The sequence below is a fragment of the Shewanella polaris genome, from assembly GCF_006385555.1.
GTDB classification, from domain to species: Bacteria; Pseudomonadota; Gammaproteobacteria; order Enterobacterales; family Shewanellaceae; genus Shewanella; species Shewanella polaris.
In genome coordinates, this window is the sequence record NZ_CP041036.1 from 467,858 (window position 1) to 491,023 (window position 23,166).

The following is a 23,166-nucleotide window of genomic DNA, read 5'->3' on the forward strand; positions in this document are numbered from 1 at the left end:
AACAATTTATAGACGCTTACATATTACTACGAAGCGTCATTAAATTGTGGTATTTAAGGAATAATACTACCATCTTGAGTGTTGCTTAATAGCTCTGCTAAAGTGGTACTTTGTGCCGAAGATGCATCTGCTGCATCTGTTGTGTCGACGATTAATGCGCCATCATTTAACAATCCGTTGATAATGACACCATCATCACTACTGCCGTATACACCAGATAAATCTACGCCGTCTAATATGATGTGCTGTTCAAACACGCCATCGTTATCAGCATCAATATCGATAGTGGTAGTACCGTCATTTTCACTGAAATTCAGCATATCATCTAAGTTAGCTAGATTTTCATTAACCAATAAGTCACTTAAATCAATGCTGTCTTTGCTGATGTCAAAATCAATAATGGTATCAGTACCACTTTCATTGGCATTCCATACAAAGGTATTGTTACCTTCACCGCCAATTAATAAGTCATCACCTAAACCACCACTGAGTAAGTCATCACCTAAACCGCCGATCAAGATTTCATTTCCATCGCCACCAATCAGTACGTCATCACCAGCCCCCCCATCAAGAACGGCATCGGCAAAGTAAATACTGCCAGTAGAACCACTCGCTCCGTCTGAAATATAGACGCCTGTTTGAGTGCTTTGGTCGCTTAAGGTAATGGTGAAGGTTGCTCCTCTTGACGCTAAATCACTTCCGGTATTGTTACCTAAGTTATCAGTATCCATTGAGAACCAGAACTGGTCTCCATTGGTAAAGTCGCCTTCGGTAAATGTTGCTGTAAATATGCCACTGTCTGCAGTCATATTGGCAAAGATATCGTCATCTGAGCCCGTAATACCTTGTGAATCACTGCCTTTAACAAGTGATGAATCACTTATATCGAAGTGACCGTCGGAATCACTTCCAGCATTAAGGTTAATTTGTATCTGAGTAATGGATAAACCAGCGGCCAAGAATGCAGCATCAAAACCAAATTGATTTTGGGTCCTATAAGTATCTCCTGCTTTTACCGTTGCATTGATACTAACCATTGAAGTGTTGTTTGCCGTTGAATTGGCGATGATAATGTCGTTTTCATGAGTACCAATCAAGGTCGTAGAGTCTTGATAATCAATTGTGACATTAGCACTATCTTCAGTACCATTACCGGTCAAAGTATAATTGAAACTATCGCCATCATTTGCAGCGGTAACCGTAACATTGCCATTATTTAGAGATGCATTACTGCCGCTGACATCAGTGACACTAGTGATTTCAGCATCACTAGTCGTTGCATCACCATGAGTAAGGTATTCAGTCGAAATAGTGAGATTATTTCCTGCTGCTTGATTCGTAATAATATTATTAACATTGGCATCTAATGACGCGTGATAATCAACATTAATCACCAAATCAAATGTGCCTGTGTCACCATCGTTATCGATGATAGTGACTTCAAATGTCTCCTGTTTATTAAGTACATTTTCACTTGAGTCAATAAAGTAAATATATTCACCAGTTTCGAAGTCGATGGTGAATGTTGCACCTAATGCCGTAGTGATAATTTGAATAGGGTTATTTTCATCATAACGGTAAGTAACATTGTCTATTACTAACTGATCCACATTGCCACCATCAGCACCGACTAACACACCAGTAGTGCTGGTACCTAATATACCCAATCCACCAGAGACAGCATTGGATTCAAAATAATCAAGAATGGTGTTAGTTAAATCATCGGCATCATTAACCTTAATCGCATAGTCTTCATTACCATTCACTTCAGGATATGAGATAGGTAAAATTTCATTTAAACTTGCGTCACCAATACCAATACCAAATGCAATATCGTAGTAAGTATCTATGTATGTTTGCCATTGAGTTTGGAGTGTGGCATTAACGTCATGATTATTTGTGGGCTCGCCATCTGAGATGAAATAAACAAAACTCTGGTCAGCATCAGGTAAGACTACATTAGCCATGACCTCCTTTAAAGCACTGTCATAGTGAGTACCACCACCTGCTTGAAGTGCATTAAGATAGTTTATCGCGGCGTCAATATCGTCAATCAACCAAGTTGAATTTGCAACACTAGAGGAGTAGGTCACAATTTGTATATTGACATTACCAGCTGCATCAACTTCATTAATGAGTGCAGTGAGTGATTCAATTGCGGTTTCAAGGTAGGTTTTCCCGTTACCAGCACTATCATCCATACTGCCAGAGACATCTAAAATCAGAGTTAGGTTTGTGGTAATAGGGTCAGCACTGGCTTGTAGATTTTGCTCAATATTGTGAACTACAGGTTCATCATCAACAATGGATATGGTTAACTTAGCATTACTGTTATAACCAGAGTCATTCTCAATTACGTAGTTATATTCTTCTAAAACATCAGCACTAGTGGTATTAGAATACGTGAGTTCATACTGATAATCACCAGCTCTGAAACCATTTGTATCATCGGTATATACCGTTAGAATACCGTTAGCTGTTGTAATGGTTATAATACCATTAACAGGTGATTGGCCATCTAAGCTGCTTATTACAGTACTACTACTAATTCCTGAATCATTATCTAATAAATTGCCTGTAGCGATATTCGAGCCTGTACCTTCCTCTGTACCGCCAGCTAAGCCAGCTTCAGATACAACTGAACTATTATCTGCTGCAATAGGCGTAGAGTCTTGAGACATACTCAGAACCGCTGAAGATTGATCACCATCAGAGTCCTCAAGTAAATAGGTGAATTCTTCAGTTATTGGCGTTCCGTTTCCTATAGATGTTGTTGTTAACGAATTAAGAGAATAATTAGTATTCAGACCAGCAGATAACACGATATATTGAAAAGGATTGCTAGAATCAATAACTAATGAATTACTGTTTGATGTTCCAGTAGATACAATATTTCCACTAGCATCATAAGTAGTCCAAATAACCTGTTCTGAATCGCCAACATTATTTAGCTTCAAATCAACATTATTAATTGTCGCTGGCGAGCCTAAATCGATAACAAGAGCCTCTCCAGTATTGATTTGAGCATTAGTCACACCAATATAGCTATTGCCATTATTCGAACCAATATTACTACCAGGTGTACCCATGTTGTTTAGGTTCAAGGCCGTAGAAGAGCTGACTCCGTATAAATCAATGTCAGTATTATTTTTTAAGTCATCATATGTATAACTATTGATAGTGGTATCAGTTTGTGTTGATTGATAACTATAACTACCATCTTGATTAATTATTAATTGGCCATTATCAGTATCTATAGTGAGGTTGCCACTATCATCAAAGCTGTCATAAACAACATTTTCATAGGTAACACTGATAAGCGTTGTTGCATCAGCCCCTAGGGTGTCGACTCCAGAACCATCGGTACCATCGGCAGTTATCACATTGCCATATGCTAAACCTCCAAAGCCAATACTATCGGCGTCATCAACAGCCGTCGGAGCGGTATCATTTACATCGATTGAAACTAGCGTCCATTCTGAATTCCCAGTTCCATCAGTTGCTTGGTAATAGAAACTGTCAACCAGTGTGTCGTTACTGCTGTGATCAAGATTTGCCGGAGCTTGGTAACTGTATGTTCCATCTGCATTGATAGTAATAGTGCCACCAAGAGCTGTTGAGAAACTTGCTCCAGCTTGAGTGGCATCAATACTATTACTATTTGAATTCCCTGGGGCGAATTTGAGAACCGATAAACTACCTCCTTCAATATCACTGTCGTTATTAACTAAGTCACCAGAGTTAAATACGATAGTTTGCCCTTCAACAGCAATTAACGTATCAGGGGTGGCTTCAGGGGCAGAGTTAGCACCGACAATATTAATTGTGACAGTTGCAGTATCTGTCGCGCCATATTGATCTGTCACGGTATAGGTAAAGGTATCTGTTGATAGCTCTCCTGGCGTTAGCGCGTCAAATACATTATTTGTGTCGTAAGAATAAGTACCGTCACTGTATATAGTTAATAGTGCTCCACTTGGTAGTGTAACGACTTGTCCATCAGTAATAGTGGAGCCATTCACTCCTGTTAGAGAGTAGGAATGACCTTGTGAATCATTGTCGTTATTCAGTAAACCAGAACTAGTGTCTGTTATTGCTAAGATGCTATCTTCAGAAACAACATAGCTCCCCACAATTGCAGGCCCGGATGCAGTTATACTTGTTAGGAAGTAATCTGATGAATCAGCTAAAGTTGAACCGCTATTTGCTTCACTAACCGTTTCAGTTGCTTCAAAGACCAATTGGTCGAATACAATGTTTCCAGTATTAATCGTGAAAGTACCAGTATTATCATTTGAATCAGCCTTAAATGTTTCACTTGCGACTAGCTGACCATTGTAATAAGCCATCCAAACACCTTGCTCACCATCGTTTTCATTCGTAAACAAGTGAGAAACACTAAATGTTGCTTGATTAACTAAGCCATTAAAATCAATTACAATAGCCTCAGATGTACCGGTAGCTGAGTCATACTCAATCTGTCCAACAATTTGATTAGATGTACGTGGAGAGCCTGCTACACCAAGATTGTTACTTGAGTCATAGTTGATTGCTCCAATAGATCCATCACCGTTACGAGCGGAAATGGTCATTAGAGCTTCACCACTACTCGATTGAGGAATAGTCCAAGCATCGTCAGCACCTGAAGACACATTGAATGCTGTTCCTGAAAGGTCATCATTAGCATCAACATTGTTAAGGTCAAATGTAACAATTGCGGTATCAGTTAAACTGCCATCACTTGTTTCAACTGTTAAGTTAATTTGGCTGCCATTGTCGTAGTCAATTTTAGTTGTGTCATTAACTGAAATTACGCCAGTTTGAGCATTAATGATAAATGCACCATCTTCACTTATTAGACTATTTGATCCATTAGCAAGCACAAAAGAATAAGACAATGTGTCACCGTCTATATCAGTATCATTTCCGGTATTCACTTCGTTAACGTTATATACATTAGTGCCATTTGCAATGGAGTCATTGATAGTGGAGGTGTAATCGTCAATGACTGGAGCATCGTTCACCGGCGTGACCGTTAAGCTCAATGTCGAGGTGTCATTAGCGCCTGAGCCGTCGGTTAAGGTGTAAGTGATCACCGGCACTGCGCCGTTGTAGTTGGCGACAGGGGTAAAGGTATATACACCCGCATCCGTTAAGCTAAAGGTACCCACGCCTGTAATGGTCACATCGGTTCCATCGGCGCTATGCACGGTTGTATCGCCCGCGACAGTAAAGGTGGTGACTGAAATAGGGCCATCAACACTGCTGCCATCGATGACATTACCCGTCACTTCTGGGCTGTCTTCGACAATGCTGCGAATTTCGTTGTCATCAGTGAAATCATCGTTCACTGGCGTGACCGTTAAGCTCAATGTTGAAGTGTCTGTAGATACGCCGTCGGTTAAGGTGTAAGTGATCACCGGCACTGCGCCGTTGTAGTTGGCGACAGGGGTAAAGGTATATACACCCGCATCCGTTAAGCTAAAGGTACCCACGCCTGTAATGGTCACATCCGTGCCATCGGCGCTATGCACGGTTGTATTGCCCGCGACAGTAAAGGTGGTAACTGAAATAGGGCCATCAACACTGCTGCCATCGATGACATTACCCGTCACTTCAGGGCTGTCTTCGACAATGCTGCGAATTTCGTTGTCATCAGTGAAATCATCGTTCACTGGGGTCACCGTCAAGCTTAAGGTCGAGGTGTCATTGGTGCCTGAGCCATCGGTTAAGGTGTAAGTGATCACCGGCACTGCGCCGTTGTAGTTGGCGACAGGGGTAAAGGTATATACACCCGCATCCGTTAAGCTAAAGGCACCCACGCCTGTAATGGTCACATCCGTGCCATCGGCAGGGTGCACAGTTGCGCTACCGTCGACAGTGAAGCTGACCACAGTTAATGGGCCATCAACACTGCTGCCATCGATGACATTACCCGTCACTTCAGGGCTGTCTTCGACAATGCTGCGAATTTCGTTGTCATCAGTGAAATCATCGTTCACTGGCGTGACCGTTAAGCTCAATGTCGAGGTGTCATTAGCGCCTGAGCCGTCGGTTAAGGTGTAAGTGATCACCGGCACTGCGCCGTTGTAGTTGGCGACAGGGGTAAAGGTATATACACCCGCATCCGTTAAGCTAAAGGTACCCACGCCTGTAATGGTCACATCGGTTCCATCGGCGCTATGCACGGTTGTATCGCCCGCGACAGTAAAGGTGGTGACTGAAATAGGGCCATCAACACTGCTGCCATCGATGACATTACCCGTCACTTCAGGGCTGTCTTCGACAATGCTGCGAATTTCGTTGTCATCAGTGAAATCATCGTTCACCGGCGTGACCGTTAAGCTCAATGTTGAGGTGTCATTAGCGCCTGAGCCATCGGTTAAGGTGTAAGTGATCACCGGCACTGCGCCGTTGTAGTTGGCGACAGGGGTAAAGGTATATACACCCGCATCCGTTAAGCTAAAGGTACCCACGCCTGTAATGGTCACATCGGTGCCATCGGCGCTATGCACGGTTGTATCGCCCGCGACAGTAAAGGTGGTAACTGAAATAGGGCCATCAACACTGCTGCCATCGATGACATTACCCGTCACTTCAGGGCTGTCTTCGACAATGCTGCGAATTTCGTTGTCATCAGTGAAATCATCGTTCACTGGGGTCACCGTCAAGCTTAAGGTCGAGGTGTCATTAGCGCCTGAGCCGTCGGTTAAGGTGTAAGTGATCACCGGCACTGCGCCGTTGTAGTTGGCGACAGGGGTAAAGGTATATACACCCGCATCCGTTAAGCTAAAGGTACCCACGCCTGTAATGGTCACATCGGTTCCATCGGCGCTATGCACGGTTGTATCGCCCGCGACAGTAAAGGTGGTAACTGAAATAGGGCCATCAACACTGCTGCCATCGATGACATTACCCGTCACTTCTGGGCTGTCTTCGACAATGCTGCGAATTTCGTTGTCATCAGTGAAATCATCGTTCACTGGGGTCACCGTCAAGCTTAAGGTCGAGGTGTCATTAGCGCCTGAGCCATCGGTTAAGGTGTAAGTGATCACCGGCACTGCGCCGTTGTAGTTGGCGACAGGGGTAAAGGTATATACACCCGCATCCGTTAAGCTAAAGGCACCCACGCCTGTAATGGTCACATCCGTGCCATCGGCAGGGTGCACAGTTGCGCTACCGTCGACAGTGAAGCTGACCACAGTTAATGGGCCATCAACACTGCTGCCATCGATGACATTACCCGTCACTTCAGGGCTGTCTTCGACAATGCTGCGAATTTCGTTGTCATCAGTGAAATCATCGTTCACTGGGGTCACCGTCAAGCTTAAGGTCGAGGTGTCATTAGCGCCTGAGCCGTCGGTTAAGGTGTAAGTGATCACCGGCACTGCGCCGTTATAGTTGGCGACAGGGGTGAAGGTATATACACCCGCATCCGTTAAGCTAAAGGTACCCACGCCTGTAATGGTCACATCGGTGCCATCGGCGCTATGCACGGTTGTATCGCCCGCGACAGTAAAGGTGGTAACTGAAATAGGGCCATCAACACTGCTGCCATCGATGACATTACCCGTCACTTCAGGGCTGTCTTCGACAATGCTGCGAATTTCGTTGTCATCAGTGAAATCATCGTTCACTGGGGTCACCGTCAAGCTTAAGGTCGAGGTGTCATTGGTGCCTGAGCCATCGGTTAAGGTGTAAGTGATCACCGGCACTGCGCCGTTGTAGTTGGCGACAGGGGTAAAGGTATATACACCCGCATCCGTTAAGCTAAAGGCACCCACGCCTGTAATGGTCACATCCGTGCCATCGGCAGGGTGCACAGTTGCGCTACCGTCGACAGTGAAGCTGACCACAGTTAATGGGCCATCAACACTGCTGCCATCGATGACATTACCCGTCACTTCAGGGCTGTCTTCGACAATGCTGCGAATTTCGTTGTCATCAGTGAAATCATCGTTCACTGGGGTCACCGTCAAGCTTAAGGTCGAGGTGTCATTAGCGCCTGAGCCGTCGGTTAAGGTGTAAGTGATCACCGGCACTGCGCCGTTGTAGTTGGCGACAGGGGTAAAGGTATATACACCCGCATCCGTTAAGCTAAAGGTACCCACGCCTGTAATGGTCACATCGGTTCCATCGGCGCTATGCACGGTTGTATCGCCCGCGACAGTAAAGGTGGTGACTGAAATAGGGCCATCAACACTGCTGCCATCGATGACATTACCCGTCACTTCTGGGCTGTCTTCGACAATGCTGCGAATTTCGTTGTCATCAGTGAAATCATCGTTCACCGGCGTGACCGTTAAGCTCAATGTTGAGGTGTCATTAGCGCCTGAGCCATCGGTTAAGGTGTAAGTGATCACCGGCACTGCGCCGTTGTAGTTGGCGACAGGGGTAAAGGTATATACACCCGCATCCGTTAAGCTAAAGGTACCCACGCCTGTAATGGTCACATCGGTGCCATCGGCGCTATGCACGGTTGTATCGCCCGCGACAGTAAAGGTGGTGACTGAAATAGGGCCATCAACACTGCTGCCATCGATGACATTACCCGTCACTTCAGGGCTGTCTTCGACAATGCTGCGAATTTCGTTGTCATCAGTGAAATCATCGTTCACTGGCGTGACCGTTAAGCTCAATGTCGAGGTGTTATTAGCGCCTGAGCCGTCGGTTAAGGTGTAAGTGATCACCGGCACTGCGCCGTTGTAGTTGGCGACAGGGGTAAAGGTATATACACCCGCATCCGTTAAGCTAAAGGTACCCACGCCTGTAATGGTCACATCCGTGCCATCGGCGCTATGCACGGTTGTATCGCCCGCGACAGTAAAGGTGGTAACTGAAATAGGGCCATCAACACTGCTGCCATCGATGACATTACCCGTCACTTCAGGGCTGTCTTCGACAATGCTGCGAATTTCGTTGTCATCAGTGAAATCATCGTTCACTGGGGTCACCGTCAAGCTTAAGGTCGAGGTGTCATTGGTGCCTGAGCCATCGGTTAAGGTGTAAGTGATCACCGGCACTGCGCCGTTGTAGTTGGCGACAGGGGTAAAGGTATATACACCCGCATCCGTTAAGCTAAAGGCACCCACGCCTGTAATGGTCACATCCGTGCCATCGGCGCTATGCACGGTTGTATCGCCCGCGACAGTAAAGGTGGTAACTGAAATAGGGCCATCAACACTGCTGCCATCGATGACATTACCCGTCACCTCTGGGCTGTCTTCGACAATGCTGCGAATTTCGTTGTCATCAGTGAAATCATCGTTCACTGGCGTGACCGTTAAGCTCAATGTTGAAGTGTCTGTAGATACGCCATCGGTTAAGGTGTAAGTGATCACCGGCACTGCGCCGTTATAGTTGGCGACAGGGGTGAAGGTATATACACCCGCATCCGTTAAGCTAAAGGTACCCACGCCTGTAATGGTCACATCCGTGCCATCGGCAGGGTGCACAGTTGCGCTACCGTCGACAGTGAAGCTGACCACAGTTAATGGGCCATCAACACTGCTGCCATCGATGACATTACCCGTCACCTCTGGGCTGTCTTCGACAATGCTGCGAATTTCGTTGTCATCAGTGAAATCATCGTTCACTGGCGTGACCGTTAAGCTCAATGTTGAAGTGTCTGTAGATACGCCATCGGTTAAGGTGTAAGTGATCACCGGCACTGCGCCGTTATAGTTGGCGACAGGGGTGAAGGTATATACACCCGCATCCGTTAAGCTAAAGGTACCCACGCCTGTAATGGTCACATCGGTGCCATCGGCGCTATGCACGGTTGTATCGCCCGCGACAGTAAAGGTGGTAACTGAAATAGGGCCATCAACACTGCTGCCATCGATGACATTACCCGTCACTTCAGGGCTGTCTTCGACAATGCTGCGAATTTCGTTGTCATCAGTGAAATCATCGTTCACTGGCGTGACCGTTAAGCTCAATGTTGAAGTGTCTGTAGATACGCCATCGGTTAAGGTGTAAGTGATCACCGGCACTGCGCCGTTATAGTTGGCGACAGGGGTGAAGGTATATACACCCGCATCCGTTAAGCTAAAGGTACCCACGCCTGTAATGGTCACATCGGTGCCATCGGCGCTATGCACGGTTGTATCGCCCGCGACAGTAAAGGTGGTAACTGAAATAGGGCCATCAACACTGCTGCCATCGATGACATTACCCGTCACTTCAGGGCTGTCTTCGACAATGCTGCGAATTTCGTTGTCATCAGTGAAATCATCGTTCACTGGGGTCACCGTCAAGCTTAAGGTCGAGGTGTCATTAGCGCCTGAGCCGTCGGTTAAGGTGTAAGTGATCACCGGCACTGCGCCGTTGTAGTTGGCGACAGGGGTAAAGGTATATACACCCGCATCCGTTAAGCTAAAGGTACCCACGCCTGTAATGGTCACATCGGTGCCATCGGCGCTATGCACGGTTGTATCGCCCGCGACAGTAAAGGTGGTGACTGAAATAGGGCCATCAACACTGCTGCCATCGATGACATTACCCGTCACTTCAGGGCTGTCTTCGACAATGCTGCGAATTTCGTTGTCATCAGTGAAATCATCGTTCACTGGCGTGACCGTTAAGCTCAATGTCGAGGTGTCATTAGCGCCTGAGCCGTCGGTTAAGGTGTAAGTGATCACCGGCACTGCGCCGTTATAGTTGGCGACAGGGGTAAAGGTATATACACCCGCATCCGTTAAGCTAAAGGTACCCACGCCTGTAATGGTCACATCCGTGCCATCGGCAGGGTGCACAGTTGCGCTACCGTCGACAGTGAAGCTGACCACAGTTAATGGGCCATCAACACTGCTGCCATCGATGACATTACCCGTCACTTCTGGGCTGTCTTCGACAATGCTGCGAATTTCGTTGTCATCAGTGAAATCATCGTTCACTGGGGTCACCGTCAAGCTTAAGGTCGAGGTGTCATTGGTGCCTGATCCATCGGTTAAGGTGTAAGTGATCACCGGCACTGCGCCGTTGTAGTTGGCGACAGGGGTAAAGGTATATACACCCGCATCCGTTAAGCTAAAGGTACCCACGCCTGTAATGGTCACATCGGTTCCATCGGCGCTATGCACGGTTGTATCGCCCGCGACAGTAAAGGTGGTGACTGAAATAGGGCCATCAACACTGCTGCCATCGATGACATTACCCGTCACTTCAGGGCTGTCTTCGACAATGCTGCGAATTTCGTTGTCATCAGTGAAATCATCGTTCACTGGCGTGACCGTTAAGCTCAATGTCGAGGTGTCATTAGCGCCTGAGCCGTCGGTTAAGGTGTAAGTGATCACCGGCACTGCGCCGTTGTAGTTGGCGACAGGGGTAAAGGTATATACACCCGCATCCGTTAAGCTAAAGGTACCCACGCCTGTAATGGTCACATCGGTGCCATCGGCGCTATGCACGGTTGTATCGCCCGCGACAGTAAAGGTGGTAACTGAAATAGGGCCATCAACACTGCTGCCATCGATGACATTACCCGTCACTTCAGGGCTGTCTTCGACAATGCTGCGAATTTCGTTGTCATCAGTGAAATCATCGTTCACTGGGGTCACCGTCAAGCTTAAGGTCGAGGTGTCATTAGCGCCTGAGCCGTCGGTTAAGGTGTAAGTGATCACCGGCACTGCGCCGTTGTAGTTGGCGACAGGGGTAAAGGTATATACACCCGCATCCGTTAAGCTAAAGGTACCCACGCCTGTAATGGTCACATCGGTTCCATCGGCGCTATGCACGGTTGTATCGCCCGCGACAGTAAAGGTGGTAACTGAAATAGGGCCATCAACACTGCTGCCATCGATGACATTACCCGTCACTTCTGGGCTGTCTTCGACAATGCTGCGAATTTCGTTGTCATCAGTGAAATCATCGTTCACTGGGTCACCGTCAAGCTTAAGGTCGAGGTGTCATTAGCGCCTGAGCCATCGGTTAAGGTGTAAGTGATCACCGGCACAGCGCCGTTGTAGTTGGCGACAGGGGTAAAGGTATATACACCCGCATCCGTTAAGCTAAAGGCACCCACGCCTGTAATGGTCACATCCGTGCCATCGGCAGGGTGCACAGTTGCGCTACCGTCGACAGTGAAGCTGACCACAGTTAATGGGCCATCAACACTGCTGCCATCGATGACATTACCCGTCACTTCAGGGCTGTCTTCGACAATGCTGCGAATTTCGTTGTCATCAGTGAAATCATCGTTCACTGGGGTCACCGTCAAGCTTAAGGTCGAGGTGTCATTAGCGCCTGAGCCGTCGGTTAAGGTGTAAGTGATCACCGGCACTGCGCCGTTATAGTTGGCGACAGGGGTGAAGGTATATACACCCGCATCCGTTAAGCTAAAGGTACCCACGCCTGTAATGGTCACATCGGTGCCATCGGCGCTATGCACGGTTGTATCGCCCGCGACAGTAAAGGTGGTGACTGAAATAGGGCCATCAACACTGCTGCCATCGATGACATTACCCGTCACTTCAGGGCTGTCTTCGACAATGCTGCGAATTTCGTTGTCATCAGTGAAATCATCGTTCACTGGCGTGACCGTTAAGCTCAATGTCGAGGTGTCATTAGCGCCTGAGCCGTCGGTTAAGGTGTAAGTGATCACCGGCACTGCGCCGTTGTAGTTGGCGACAGGGGTAAAGGTATATACACCCGCATCCGTTAAGCTAAAGGTACCCACGCCTGTAATGGTCACATCGGTGCCATCGGCGCTATGCACGGTTGTATCGCCCGCGACAGTAAAGGTGGTGACTGAAATAGGGCCATCAACACTGCTGCCATCGATGACATTACCCGTCACTTCAGGGCTGTCTTCGACAATGCTGCGAATTTCGTTGTCACAGTGAAATCATCGTTCACTGGCGTGACCGTTAAGCTCAATGTCGAGGTGTCATTAGCGCCTGAGCCGTCGGTTAAGGTGTAAGTGATCACCGGCACTGCGCCGTTATAGTTGGCGACAGGGGTAAAGGTATATACACCCGCCATCCGTTAAGCTAAAGGTACCCACGCCTGTAATGGTCACATCCGTGCCATCGGCAGGGTGCACAGTTGCGCTACCGTCGACAGTGAAGCTGACCACAGTTAATGGGCCATCAACACTGCTGCCATCGATGACATTACCCGTCACTTCTGGGCTGTCTTCGACAATGCTGCGAATTTCGTTGTCATCAGTGAAATCATCGTTCACTGGGGTCACCGTCAAGCTTAAGGTCGAGGTGTCATTAGCGCCTGAGCCATCGGTTAAGGTGTAAGTGATCACCGGCACAGCGCCGTTGTAGTTGGCGACAGGGGTAAAGGTATATACACCCGCATCCGTTAAGCTAAAGGCACCCACGCCTGTAATGGTCAATCCGTGCCATCGGCAGGGTGCACAGTTGCGCTACCGTCGACAGTGAAGCTGACCACAGTTAATGGGCCATCAACACTGCTGCCATCGATGACATTACCCGTCACTTCTGGGCTGTCTTCGACAATGCTGCGAATTTCGTTGTCATCAGTGAAATCATCGTTCACTGGGGTGACCGTTAAGCTCAATGTCGAGGTGTCATTAGCGCCTGAGCCGTCGGTTAAGGTGTAAGTGATCACCGGCACTGCGCCGTTATAGTTGGCGACAGGGGTGAAGGTATACACACCCGCATCCGTTAAGCTAAAAGTACCCACGCCTGTAATGGTCACATCCGTGCCATCGGCAGGGTGCACAGTTGCGCTACCGTCGACAGTGAAGCTGACCACAGTTAATGGGCCATCGTCACTGCTGCCATCGATGACATTACCGGTCACTTCAGGGCTGTCTTCTGCAAGGGTGCGCGTTTCATTGTCATCAGTGAAATCATCGTTCATTGCAGTGATCACCGGAGTGTCACTGTCTTGGCCAGTTAAGCTGCCATCAGAAACGGTTAAATCAACCGCAGGCAGCGTGCCGCCGTTGTTAACCAAGTCAGCGCCAGCTTGGGTTAATACCACTTCGCCGTTAACTAACGCGTAGTAACCGTCGTCATTGCTGCCTGGAGTGAAGTCAACCGTCAGTAGATCGCCGTCTTCATCAAAGGTGGTGTAGGTTGCTGCCACATCGCCATCGACGGCGCTGTTTTCAGTAAAGTCATTGGCGACCACATCAATGGTTGGCACATCGTTCGTAGGAGTGATCACCGGAGTGTCACTGTCTTGGCCAGTTAAGCTGCCATCAGAAACGGTTAAATCAACCGCAGGCAGCGTGCCGCCGTTGTTAACCAAGTCAGCGCCAGCTTGGGTTAATACCACTTCGCCGTTAACTAACGCGTAGTAACCGTCGTCATTGCTGCCTGGAGTGAAGTCAACCGTCAGTAGATCGCCGTCTTCATCAAAGGTGGTGTAGGTTGCTGCCACATCGCCATCGATGGCGCTGTTTTCAGTAAAGTCATTGGCGACCACGTCAATGGTAGGCGCATCGTTGACTGGCGTTACTTCAATGGTTAACGTGGCTGTCAGGCCTGTATTCGTGGTGTAGGTAATGACTGGAACTTGGCCGTTCCAATTTTCATTTGGGGTGAAGGTATACGTGCCATCTTCATTGATGATCAGAATGCCGCCATCAAGCGTGACTTCGGTACCCGCAGTGTATGTTTGGCCATCAACCTCGAAGCTGACTACGCTTAAATCTGAATCAACATCACTGTCGTTATCTAATACGTTACCCGTAGCTTCACTGCCTTCAGCAACTGTGTTGTTGTCGTTAACTACTACCGATGCATCATCAACTGGTGTGATTTCAATAGTTAACGTGGCAGTCAGGCCTGTATTGGTGGTGTAGGTAATAACTGGGACTTGGCCGTTCCAATTTTCATTTGGGGTGAAGGTATACGTGCCATCTTCATTGATGATCAGAATGCCGCCATCAAGCGTGACTTCGGTACCCGCAGTGTATGTTTGGCCATCAACCTCGAAGCTGACTACGCTTAAATCTGAATCAACATCACTGTCATTATCTAATACGTTACCCGTAGCTTCATTGCCTTCAGCAACTGTGTTGTTGTCGTTAACTACTACCGATGCATCATCAACTGGTGTGATTTCAATAGTTAACGTGGCAGTCAGGCCTGTATTGGTGGTGTAGGTAATAACTGGGACTTGGCCGTTCCAATTTTCATTTGGGGTGAAGGTATACGTGCCGTCTTCATTGATGATAAGGATGCCGCCATCAAGCGTGACTTCGGTACCCGCAGTGTATGTTTGGCCATCTACTTCGAAGCTGACTACGCTTAAATCTGAATCAACATCACTGTCATTATCTAACAGATTTCCAGTAGCAACGCTGTCTTCATTCGCTGTAACTATATCGTTAACTAATGTTGACGGGGTATCATTTTCGCTAATAGTTTCTTCTTGTATTACTGCTGTTGGGGTGGCAGTTTGTCCTGTTGTGTCATAGCCTGCATCAGCAAGAGTTTCGTCAGCATCTCTCGTAACTGCAACATAACCAGAATCACCTTGGCTAGCAGTTGGGGTACCAGCGGCGGTTTCAGGTAAGTCTTTTGTTGGGTCTTCTCCCGATGCGATGAGATCTTGCAAAGCTGTAATTTCATCTAATGCTTCTTGGTCTACGACTTGATTAATAGTCGCAATATCAGCTGTATTTATAACATCAGTAAGTGATTCGTCATCCGGCAAAACGTCACTATTAAAAATAGTACCGTCATCAAACGTAATAATGAAACCAAGATCACTGCTAACTATTGCACCTGCTAGTACAACCTCACCAATTTGAAGTTCTTGAATTTCATTGTTAACCGTTATTGAAACAGATCCTTCTGAAGCAGAAAGTATCCCATTTTTTGACGTTGTTATCGATCCCATTTGAAGCTCCCAACAGCTTTAATACACTTAAAAAAATAATACATTAATTTATATAATACTCATTTAACCAAACATTAGTATTAAGATTAAAATAAATTTCGACACAGCCCAAAAGCATAACATTTTTCAATAAAGTAGTCAATTTTTTGACGACACCCAAAAATAAGCTAACTCTATGAAAATATGATTTTTAATGAGGTAGTATTACAACATTACATATGTGGTATACGTAGTTTTATGATAAATAGTTCATAATGTAACGTAATTGTTGTATCGGCATAGATTGTAAAAGATGAACAGCTAAAAGAAGAAAAAGCCTGCAAGATTGCAGGCTTTGAGCATATGCAGAAATAATACTATTTATTGTTTACATTATATTAGCTGCCTTACGGTAGCTTTGAGATGCTGCAGTGTTTTCACCTAATTGTTCCTGAACTTGTGCTAAAGCTAGCCATGATTGATTCGTTGGGGCTATGCGACATACATTTTGCCAATGAACTTTGGCTTTCTTGGCATCACGTTGTTGCATAGCCAGTTTGGCTAGACACATTTGATAGTCGGCATCATTTTCATGTGTGGTTTCTAATTTGGTTAGCAATTTACGCACTTCATGATCTTGTGCGTTAATTACATCCGGTATTGCCGAAAATAAAGCCGCCGATGGCGAAGCTATAAGTTGTTTACTAATGAGTTTTATTGCTTGTTCTTTATGATTATATAAAACCAGCCCATGAGCATAAGCCAATATCAATTCATCTTGTTTACGTTCCGATTTGCTTAACCAATGCCAACACTTATTTAACTCTGCTTCTGAAATTTTAGCTGCATTCAACATTAAAATGCTGTTTGTTTTAGTGCTTAATTGGTCGTACTCAGCTTCAGCTAATAATTGGCGCTTTTTCAACGTAGGTAACAGTAATTTCAATGCCTGCCAATCTTGTTGTTGCAGGTATAACTCTTGCGCCAGCTTTAGTACTGGGGCACTGCTTTTACTTGTTGGATTTAGTTTATTTAGTACTTCACGGGCCTTAGCCAGTTCACCTTGCTTTAATAAATAACGAGTACGCGAAGTATAAACTGCAGTTTTTGCTATAGGATTTTTCTCAGCTTGAGCTAAATAATTATCTCTAGCAGCAATGTTATCTTGATAATGCGCAGCTCTTGCCGCAGCAAATAGGTTTAACAATGGGATTTCACCTTTTTCAGCACCTTTTGCCATGGTTTTTTCTGCTGCAGGCCAATCTTCTTCAGCTAATGCTAAAGCGCCAATTAAGGTATGTTTTTTAGCTGCTTTTCTGCGCCACTGTTCAGGGAGGTATCGGCTACTGAGTACGATGTTTAACAACAACATGATTAGCCATTCGAGTAACTGCAGGGCAAAATAAAACACAATTAACCCGACAACTCCGGTCACCAAACTGGTTTCTATTTGATAATCACCAATGGCAATATACACATAACCGCTTTGGCCAATAATCATCGGGCTAAGGCATAAAGCCATTAAGACCAATAATACGTACACTAAGGTTTTAATCATTGTGCAAGCTCCTCAGTCGGCATGATTTCACCATAGGTGACTAATTGCTGCAATAAAGGTGAAGCTTGAAATTTATTAAGGGTAATTTTCTCAATATTAACCTTGGCAAGCTTATCTAAAGCTTCAATCGTTTGTTTAGTCTTGGCATCTGTTAAATCAAAATACTGTTGTAACCATTTGTCTGCTAGCGCAATAGACTGTTTGTAATTTACCTGATCAAATCGGTACAGAGCTAATTCTGCTTGTAGCAATTTGTTGCGGATATTTTCAACCAAATACCATTGTTGTTCTGGCGATAATAATGGTTCTAAATCAGTCGTCCGTTTGCGGATAGTAATGAAACCATCAGTTAGATCATGCCAAGTACGTGACAAGTTTTGTTGCCAATCGTCTATTGAATCCGTTACTGGCTGAGTATTTTTGTTTTCAGCAAAATGTTCATCAACACGATTTAACGGTAACGAAACTAAGTTATCAATAACGGTATCTAATTCGAAAATGGTATTGGTGATGTCGGTGGTTTTTAATGCTTTCACTTTGTTTATATCATTAGCTAACGCTTTACGTAATGCGGTTAATGCCGGATCTTTCATCGCACTGATACGCTCATCTGCAGACTGTAATAAACCAATTGCGGTTTGAGGATCGTTTTCTAACCATAGTTTTCGACCAGCCATGCGCACTAGGTATTCAGCTTCTGATGCCATCCAATGATTGGGGCTACGCTGGGCAATAACTGCGACACGTTCTTGTAATAGTTTATTGGATTGCTGCAACTGGGCTAATTTTGCATAAGCTTTAGTATCGTTTAATTGTTGTTGCTCTAATGTAGTAATACGTTTACTGGTTGCTATGGCAGTTTGTTGTAACTCGTTTTTTAGCGCTTTATTTTGTTTTACCTGCTCAGATATATTTTGTCCTAACTGAGTTTGGCCATTGCTTTGTTGATCAAGCTGTAAATAAAGCCAATAACAACCACCAACAGCAATGATTGCCACAATTAAACTGAATAATACCCCAAGACGGATCCACCAAGAGCTAGGTTTGGCTTTTCGTCGACGATTAGAAACATTTTCAGAGGAATTTGACTGATCGTTATTCGTATTGTTGCCAGCAGATTGTTGGTTGGTCGCATTGCCTTTTTTAGCCTGGGTTGGCTTTTCAACTGGGCTTGGCGTAGGAGAAATGACTTTTTCATTCTGATGTACTGGCGAATTTGAATCTTTTTTATTGTTTTCCATGAACAGTCCTTGAAAGCAAAAATACAACCAATAAAAGCAATATTAATAAATGCGTGTCGATGCAATATAACAATACAATAACAAATTATAGCGCAAGACTCGTTAGTATCGCTTGAGTATTTGCTCCATTTGCATTGGTAATATTGCTCAACCCTATTGCTTTTGCTTGTAATTCGACGCGATTACTGGGGACTATGATATGACATGCGCGTAACCATGCAAATGATTCTTTTGGTACAAGGTCAACTAAATTGGATAATATTTCGCCGCTGGTGACGACAATGGTATCAATACCGAAGGTTTGCCATTGCTGACAAATATCGTGACTATCTAATGCTGGCGTGGTGCGTTGATATACTTGCCAATAATTAACTTGTGCGCCTCGCTCGGTTAATTGCTCTGCTAAGGTTTCCCGACCACCCGACTCCACGGATAATAATAATAAAAGTTTGTTTATCGACGTTTTGTAATTGAGGGAGAGACAATAAACCTTCACTGTCTTGGCTGGTTTCGGGCGAGGTAAAAGCGTTAATTTGATATTGAGCTAAGTTGTCTGCTGTTGCCTGACCTACTGCAAAATAACGGCAATGAGTAGGAAATCGTTGTTGTAGTTTTTGCGCAGCAAAATCCACCGCATTGGTACTAATAAATAGTAAGTTGTCGGTGTTGTTTAAACTGATTGGGTCGAGTTGTTCAGTGGTTGCAACAACGGTTAATAGCGGAGTAACAAGATAAGCAACGTCTCTAAATGAGAGTTGCTCTTCCATTGCTTGATTGCGCCCTTGTGGGCGCGTTAGCAAGACTTTCATGGCTTGTTAGCTTAATGACAAAAAATTAACTGGCATACACAGCATCTAAAATAGTTTTAGCGCCGCGACTGAGTAAATCTTCAGCAAGAGACTCACCAAGTGCAACCGCGTCGGTTTTTGAACCCGATACAGTACCACTGATAATTTGGCTGCCATCTGGGTTACCCACTAATCCACGTAGGGTTAAGTTGTCACCGTCAATTTCAGCAAAAGCACCAATAGGGACTTGGCATCCGCCTTCAAGGCGGGTATTCATTGCTCTTTCAGCAAGGACTCTGTAACGAGTTTCTAAATGTTCAAGTGGTGCTAATAATGTTTTAACGCGTTCATCATCTGTACGGCATTCAATACCGACAGCACCTTGGCCATTTGCTGGTAATGATTCTTCAGCAGAGATAAAACCAGCAATACGTTCATTAAGTTTTAAGCGAATCAATCCAGCTGCCGCTAGAATAATTGCATCATAGTCACCACCATCTAGCTTGGCTAAACGAGTACCGACATTGCCGCGTAAATCTTTGATAATTAAATCTGGGCGTGCAGCTCTAATTTGGCACTGACGACGTAAACTTGATGTACCTACCACAGCGCCTTGAGGCAATTCGCTGATAGATTTATAGCTGTTTGATACAAAAGCATCACGTGGATCTTCGCGTTCACAAATAACCTGTAAACCTAATCCGTCAGGGAAATCAACTGGCACGTCTTTCATTGAATGCACCGCAATATCGGCACGATTTTCAAGAATAGCCACTTCAAGTTCTTTGACAAACAAACCTTTACCACCAACTTTTGCCAAAGGAGTATCTAAAATCACATCACCTTTGGTACTCATTGGTAATAGCTCAACGGTCAACCCTGGATGAATTTTTTCAAGTTCAGCTTTAACAAATTCAGCTTGCCACATTGCAAGTGGGCTTTTACGTGTTGCAATACGAATTACATTTTCAGACATAAGTAGTAGATCCAAGTCAGATAGCCTTATTAGGTTAATGCTATCACCGCTTAAGCTTTGATGTAACAAGCCGATGTTAATTGTTTGAAGTCTGTATGGCTTATTTTAGATTGATATTGTTGATTTACGGCTGGAGAAATTAAAAATTGATGATACGATGGTCACAATTTTTTATAAAGTGTGATCTAGATTGGAAAAAATGTCATTTAACGCTAATATTTAATAATTTTTTTATAATACTTATCAGCAAGTATTTGTTGTAGTTAAGAGCAAAGGAAGTGAGTCTTGACCGATAAAACGGTAAATTATCAACAGGATTTAGCTAAAAAATTAAATAGCATTCGATTAGCGAGAGCGCTTGATGTGCTGCCTGATTTACAGCAACAGTTATTCCACGTTATTCCTTTTTTGATTCATTATAATCAGATAGATGTGCCTGGAATTATCGATCCTAGTACGCCTTGTGGTATCTACGGTTTTACCTTATCAAATGCGGTAATTTCAGCTTGTAATGCTTTGTCTGTACCTATTCCAGAAGCTATTCAATCAAATACTGCTGCTTTCGAAGGCGTATATGCTATGGGAAGTACCGCCAGTTTTGGACAAAACTCTCAAAGTGATATCGATATCTGGCAGGTTTATAACAGTAACCTCACTCAAGCGCAGCTTAAGTTAATTGAATATAAAAATAAGCTTATCAGTGATTGGTTTGCAGGTTTTGAATTTGAAGTGAATATTTATCTTGTGCATCCGATGCAGTTTAGAGAGTGCAGCACATTTGATAATTGCCAACCAGTAGGATTAGAAAATAGTGGTAGTAGCCAACATTGGTTATTGTTAGAAGAGTTTTATCGTACCCATATTAGGTTGGCAGGCAAAGTGGTTGCTTGGTGGCCTAGCGCTGACAGTCAAGTTACTGAGACTAATGCCAACTTACTTTATCTTGGTGATGTTAACTCTCTGCCCGCAACTGAATATTTTGGTGCTTCATTATGGCAACTTTATAAGGGGCTAAATAAACCTCATAAAGCCTTGTTAAAAGTCTTGTTGCTAGAAGTGTATGCGTCAGAATATCCCAACACCACGCTAATAACCCAACAAATTTGGCAGCATTGTGAGCAGCAAAATTTTAGTGTTGATAACGATGCTTATTTATTGCTTTTTAAACGTATTGAAACTTACCTAATTGCTCAGGGAGATGATAATCGCTTAGAAATTATCAGACGTTGTTTTTACTTAAAGTCTGGAGTTAAGTTGTCGTGTTTATCATCTCAAAATTCGACAGACTGGCGGATTGAAAAAATAAAATGCCTGGTTAAACAATGGGAATGGAGCCATGAGCTCATTACAATACTGGACAATAATGCTAATTGGCATGCAGGTCAGTTGAAATGGTTCAACCAACAACTCTGTGAATTGTTGCTGGTTAGCTACAAAAATTTATTAAAATTTGCCTCTAAACAAACCCTAAGTGACCGTATGCGGGTTGAAGAATTAGGTTTGTTGGCGCGTAAATTACACACTTATTTTAGTGAAGATGACCATTTATTACAGCCGCTTAATCGGTTATGGAGTGTATCAACCGCTGAAAAATCGCTAACGATCCGCCATTGCATAAAGACTTCACGGTTTTATTTATATCGCCAAGCTTATGACAAGATGGAGCGGTTTGACGCTGATAGTCGTCATCAACAAAATGCGTTTGATAATCATGCTATACATGACGCTGAAAATATATGTAGTCTAGTTGCGTGGGCGGTGATGAATGGAATAGCAACGGCAGAAACTGATTGGTCTCAAATAGAGGGCAGTAAAAAACGGGCAGACAAGTTAGGCTATCTAGCACGTAAATTGATTCCTATCATGCACCACGTACCTACTGTGTCTAAACGTGATTTATGCGAACCATGGTGTTATCAAAAAATTGTGTTAATAGCGAACATGGATGGTGATCCTACTGCTCAATGGCATGGCGAAGAATTGATGCTAGATTATGTTAATACCAATATTTTATCGCTAGGCAAAGCTAAGTTAAGTATGTTGTCATCGGTTGCAATCTTGAGTTTAAACAGTTGGGGCGAATGGCAAAGCCATCGTTTTAATGGCAGTACCGCACTATTAGAAGCGATTTCATTTATTATTCTGGGTTTAAAGCGTTCAAATGCACAAGTTGATTTATCAATTATTAGTTGCTCAGCCAAATTAAAACAGCAGATATTCAATCAGCTTAAAACCCTACTGTTACGTTGTTATGGGTTAATGAAAAAGGTCAATCAGACAAATACATTGATGCACCCCATAAGAATAGGTAATCAGCAATATAATATGTATTTTAATTCTTTAGGGATGATGTATCGTAAAAATGATTCTACGACCCTTAACAAGAGCCATGAAGCTTATATGTTACCGCAGCCTAATTTAGCCGAGGATCCTTATTCGAGTGCACCGTCGGTGATCCAGCAATTTATTGCAAAAGGGGCGAAACAGTATTTTTTACAAGAACAAAATCAAAAGCTTGATGTATTTGTTGCCGATGAACATAACCAGCTGGAGCACTTACAATACTTAGACACCAACATCAATGAAGTTGTTGCCAAAGAAAGTCATTTATATGTATTTGACGCAAAAAAACAATCAACTCCCATTTTTAATATGCCGCAGTTTTTTCAACTGGTACACATAGACGGAGTGTTAACGGTAATACCTTTTGGTTTGTCTGTAGACGAGATGGGCTCAGAATTTTAAGCCCAATCTCAATCATCATCTCAATGGCTATATCAACCACTGTAATAA

General features: G+C 44.5%; 9 protein-coding genes and 1 pseudogene. 1 reads left to right on the forward strand and 9 read right to left on the reverse strand.

What is annotated here, in order from left to right:
• Nucleotides 1-53: 53 nt before the first annotated feature.
• The 9 genes and pseudogenes from FH971_RS02075 to hemC form a co-directional block, all read right to left on the reverse strand.
• Complete coding sequence (locus FH971_RS02075; protein WP_140233168.1) at nucleotides 54-11,879, reverse strand: tandem-95 repeat protein; 11,826 nt, start codon at nucleotides 11,877-11,879, stop codon at nucleotides 54-56.
• Nucleotides 11,876-12,799, reverse strand: coding sequence for a tandem-95 repeat protein (locus tag FH971_RS02080; RefSeq protein WP_140233169.1), 924 nt, complete (start codon nucleotides 12,797-12,799; stop codon nucleotides 11,876-11,878). The genes FH971_RS02075 and FH971_RS02080 overlap by 4 nt, the downstream gene beginning before the upstream one ends.
• Nucleotides 12,796-12,984 (reverse strand): cadherin-like domain-containing protein, encoded by a 189-nt coding sequence (locus tag FH971_RS02085; protein WP_140233170.1) that lies wholly within the window; start codon nucleotides 12,982-12,984, stop codon nucleotides 12,796-12,798. The genes FH971_RS02080 and FH971_RS02085 overlap by 4 nt, the downstream gene beginning before the upstream one ends.
• Entirely contained in the window at nucleotides 12,944-13,348 is a 405-nt protein-coding gene (locus tag FH971_RS02090) for a cadherin-like domain-containing protein (RefSeq protein WP_140233171.1), read from the reverse strand. Before FH971_RS02090 ends, FH971_RS02085 begins: the two co-directional genes overlap by 41 nt.
• Nucleotides 13,345-15,831, reverse strand: coding sequence for a beta strand repeat-containing protein (locus tag FH971_RS02095; RefSeq protein WP_140233172.1), 2,487 nt, complete (start codon nucleotides 15,829-15,831; stop codon nucleotides 13,345-13,347). Before FH971_RS02095 ends, FH971_RS02090 begins: the two co-directional genes overlap by 4 nt.
• Before the next feature lie 367 nt (nucleotides 15,832-16,198).
• Nucleotides 16,199-17,368: a heme biosynthesis HemY N-terminal domain-containing protein gene (locus tag FH971_RS02100; protein WP_140233173.1), complete on the reverse strand. Its 1,170-nt coding sequence runs from the start codon at nucleotides 17,366-17,368 to the stop codon at nucleotides 16,199-16,201.
• Complete coding sequence (locus tag FH971_RS02105; RefSeq protein WP_140233174.1) at nucleotides 17,365-18,609, reverse strand: uroporphyrinogen-III C-methyltransferase; 1,245 nt, start codon at nucleotides 18,607-18,609, stop codon at nucleotides 17,365-17,367. Before FH971_RS02105 ends, FH971_RS02100 begins: the two co-directional genes overlap by 4 nt.
• An 85-nt stretch (nucleotides 18,610-18,694) precedes the next feature.
• Nucleotides 18,695-19,418 (reverse strand): annotated as a pseudogene (locus FH971_RS02110) (uroporphyrinogen-III synthase).
• Nucleotides 19,419-19,443: 25 nt separating this feature from the next.
• Nucleotides 19,444-20,373: a hydroxymethylbilane synthase gene (gene hemC / locus FH971_RS02115; RefSeq protein WP_140233175.1), complete on the reverse strand. Its 930-nt coding sequence runs from the start codon at nucleotides 20,371-20,373 to the stop codon at nucleotides 19,444-19,446.
• A 285-nt stretch (nucleotides 20,374-20,658) separates the two neighbouring features.
• On the opposite strand from hemC, the gene FH971_RS02120 reads away from it, so the two are divergent.
• Nucleotides 20,659-23,118: a class I adenylate cyclase gene (locus FH971_RS02120; RefSeq protein ID WP_140233176.1), complete on the forward strand. Its 2,460-nt coding sequence runs from the start codon at nucleotides 20,659-20,661 to the stop codon at nucleotides 23,116-23,118.
• Nucleotides 23,119-23,166: the final 48 nt, after the last annotated feature.

Coding starts and splice junctions, on each gene's coding strand:
- FH971_RS02085 (WP_140233170.1), bottom strand. CDS start 12,984: ATGGCGGGTGTATATACCTTTACCCCTGTCGCCAACTATAACGGCGCA.
- FH971_RS02095 (WP_140233172.1), bottom strand. CDS start 15,831: ATGGGATCGATAACAACGTCAAAAAATGGGATACTTTCTGCTTCAGAA.
- FH971_RS02100 (WP_140233173.1), bottom strand. CDS start 17,368: ATGATTAAAACCTTAGTGTACGTATTATTGGTCTTAATGGCTTTATGC.
- FH971_RS02105 (WP_140233174.1), bottom strand. CDS start 18,609: ATGGAAAACAATAAAAAAGATTCAAATTCGCCAGTACATCAGAATGAA.
- hemC (WP_140233175.1), bottom strand. CDS start 20,373: ATGTCTGAAAATGTAATTCGTATTGCAACACGTAAAAGCCCACTTGCA.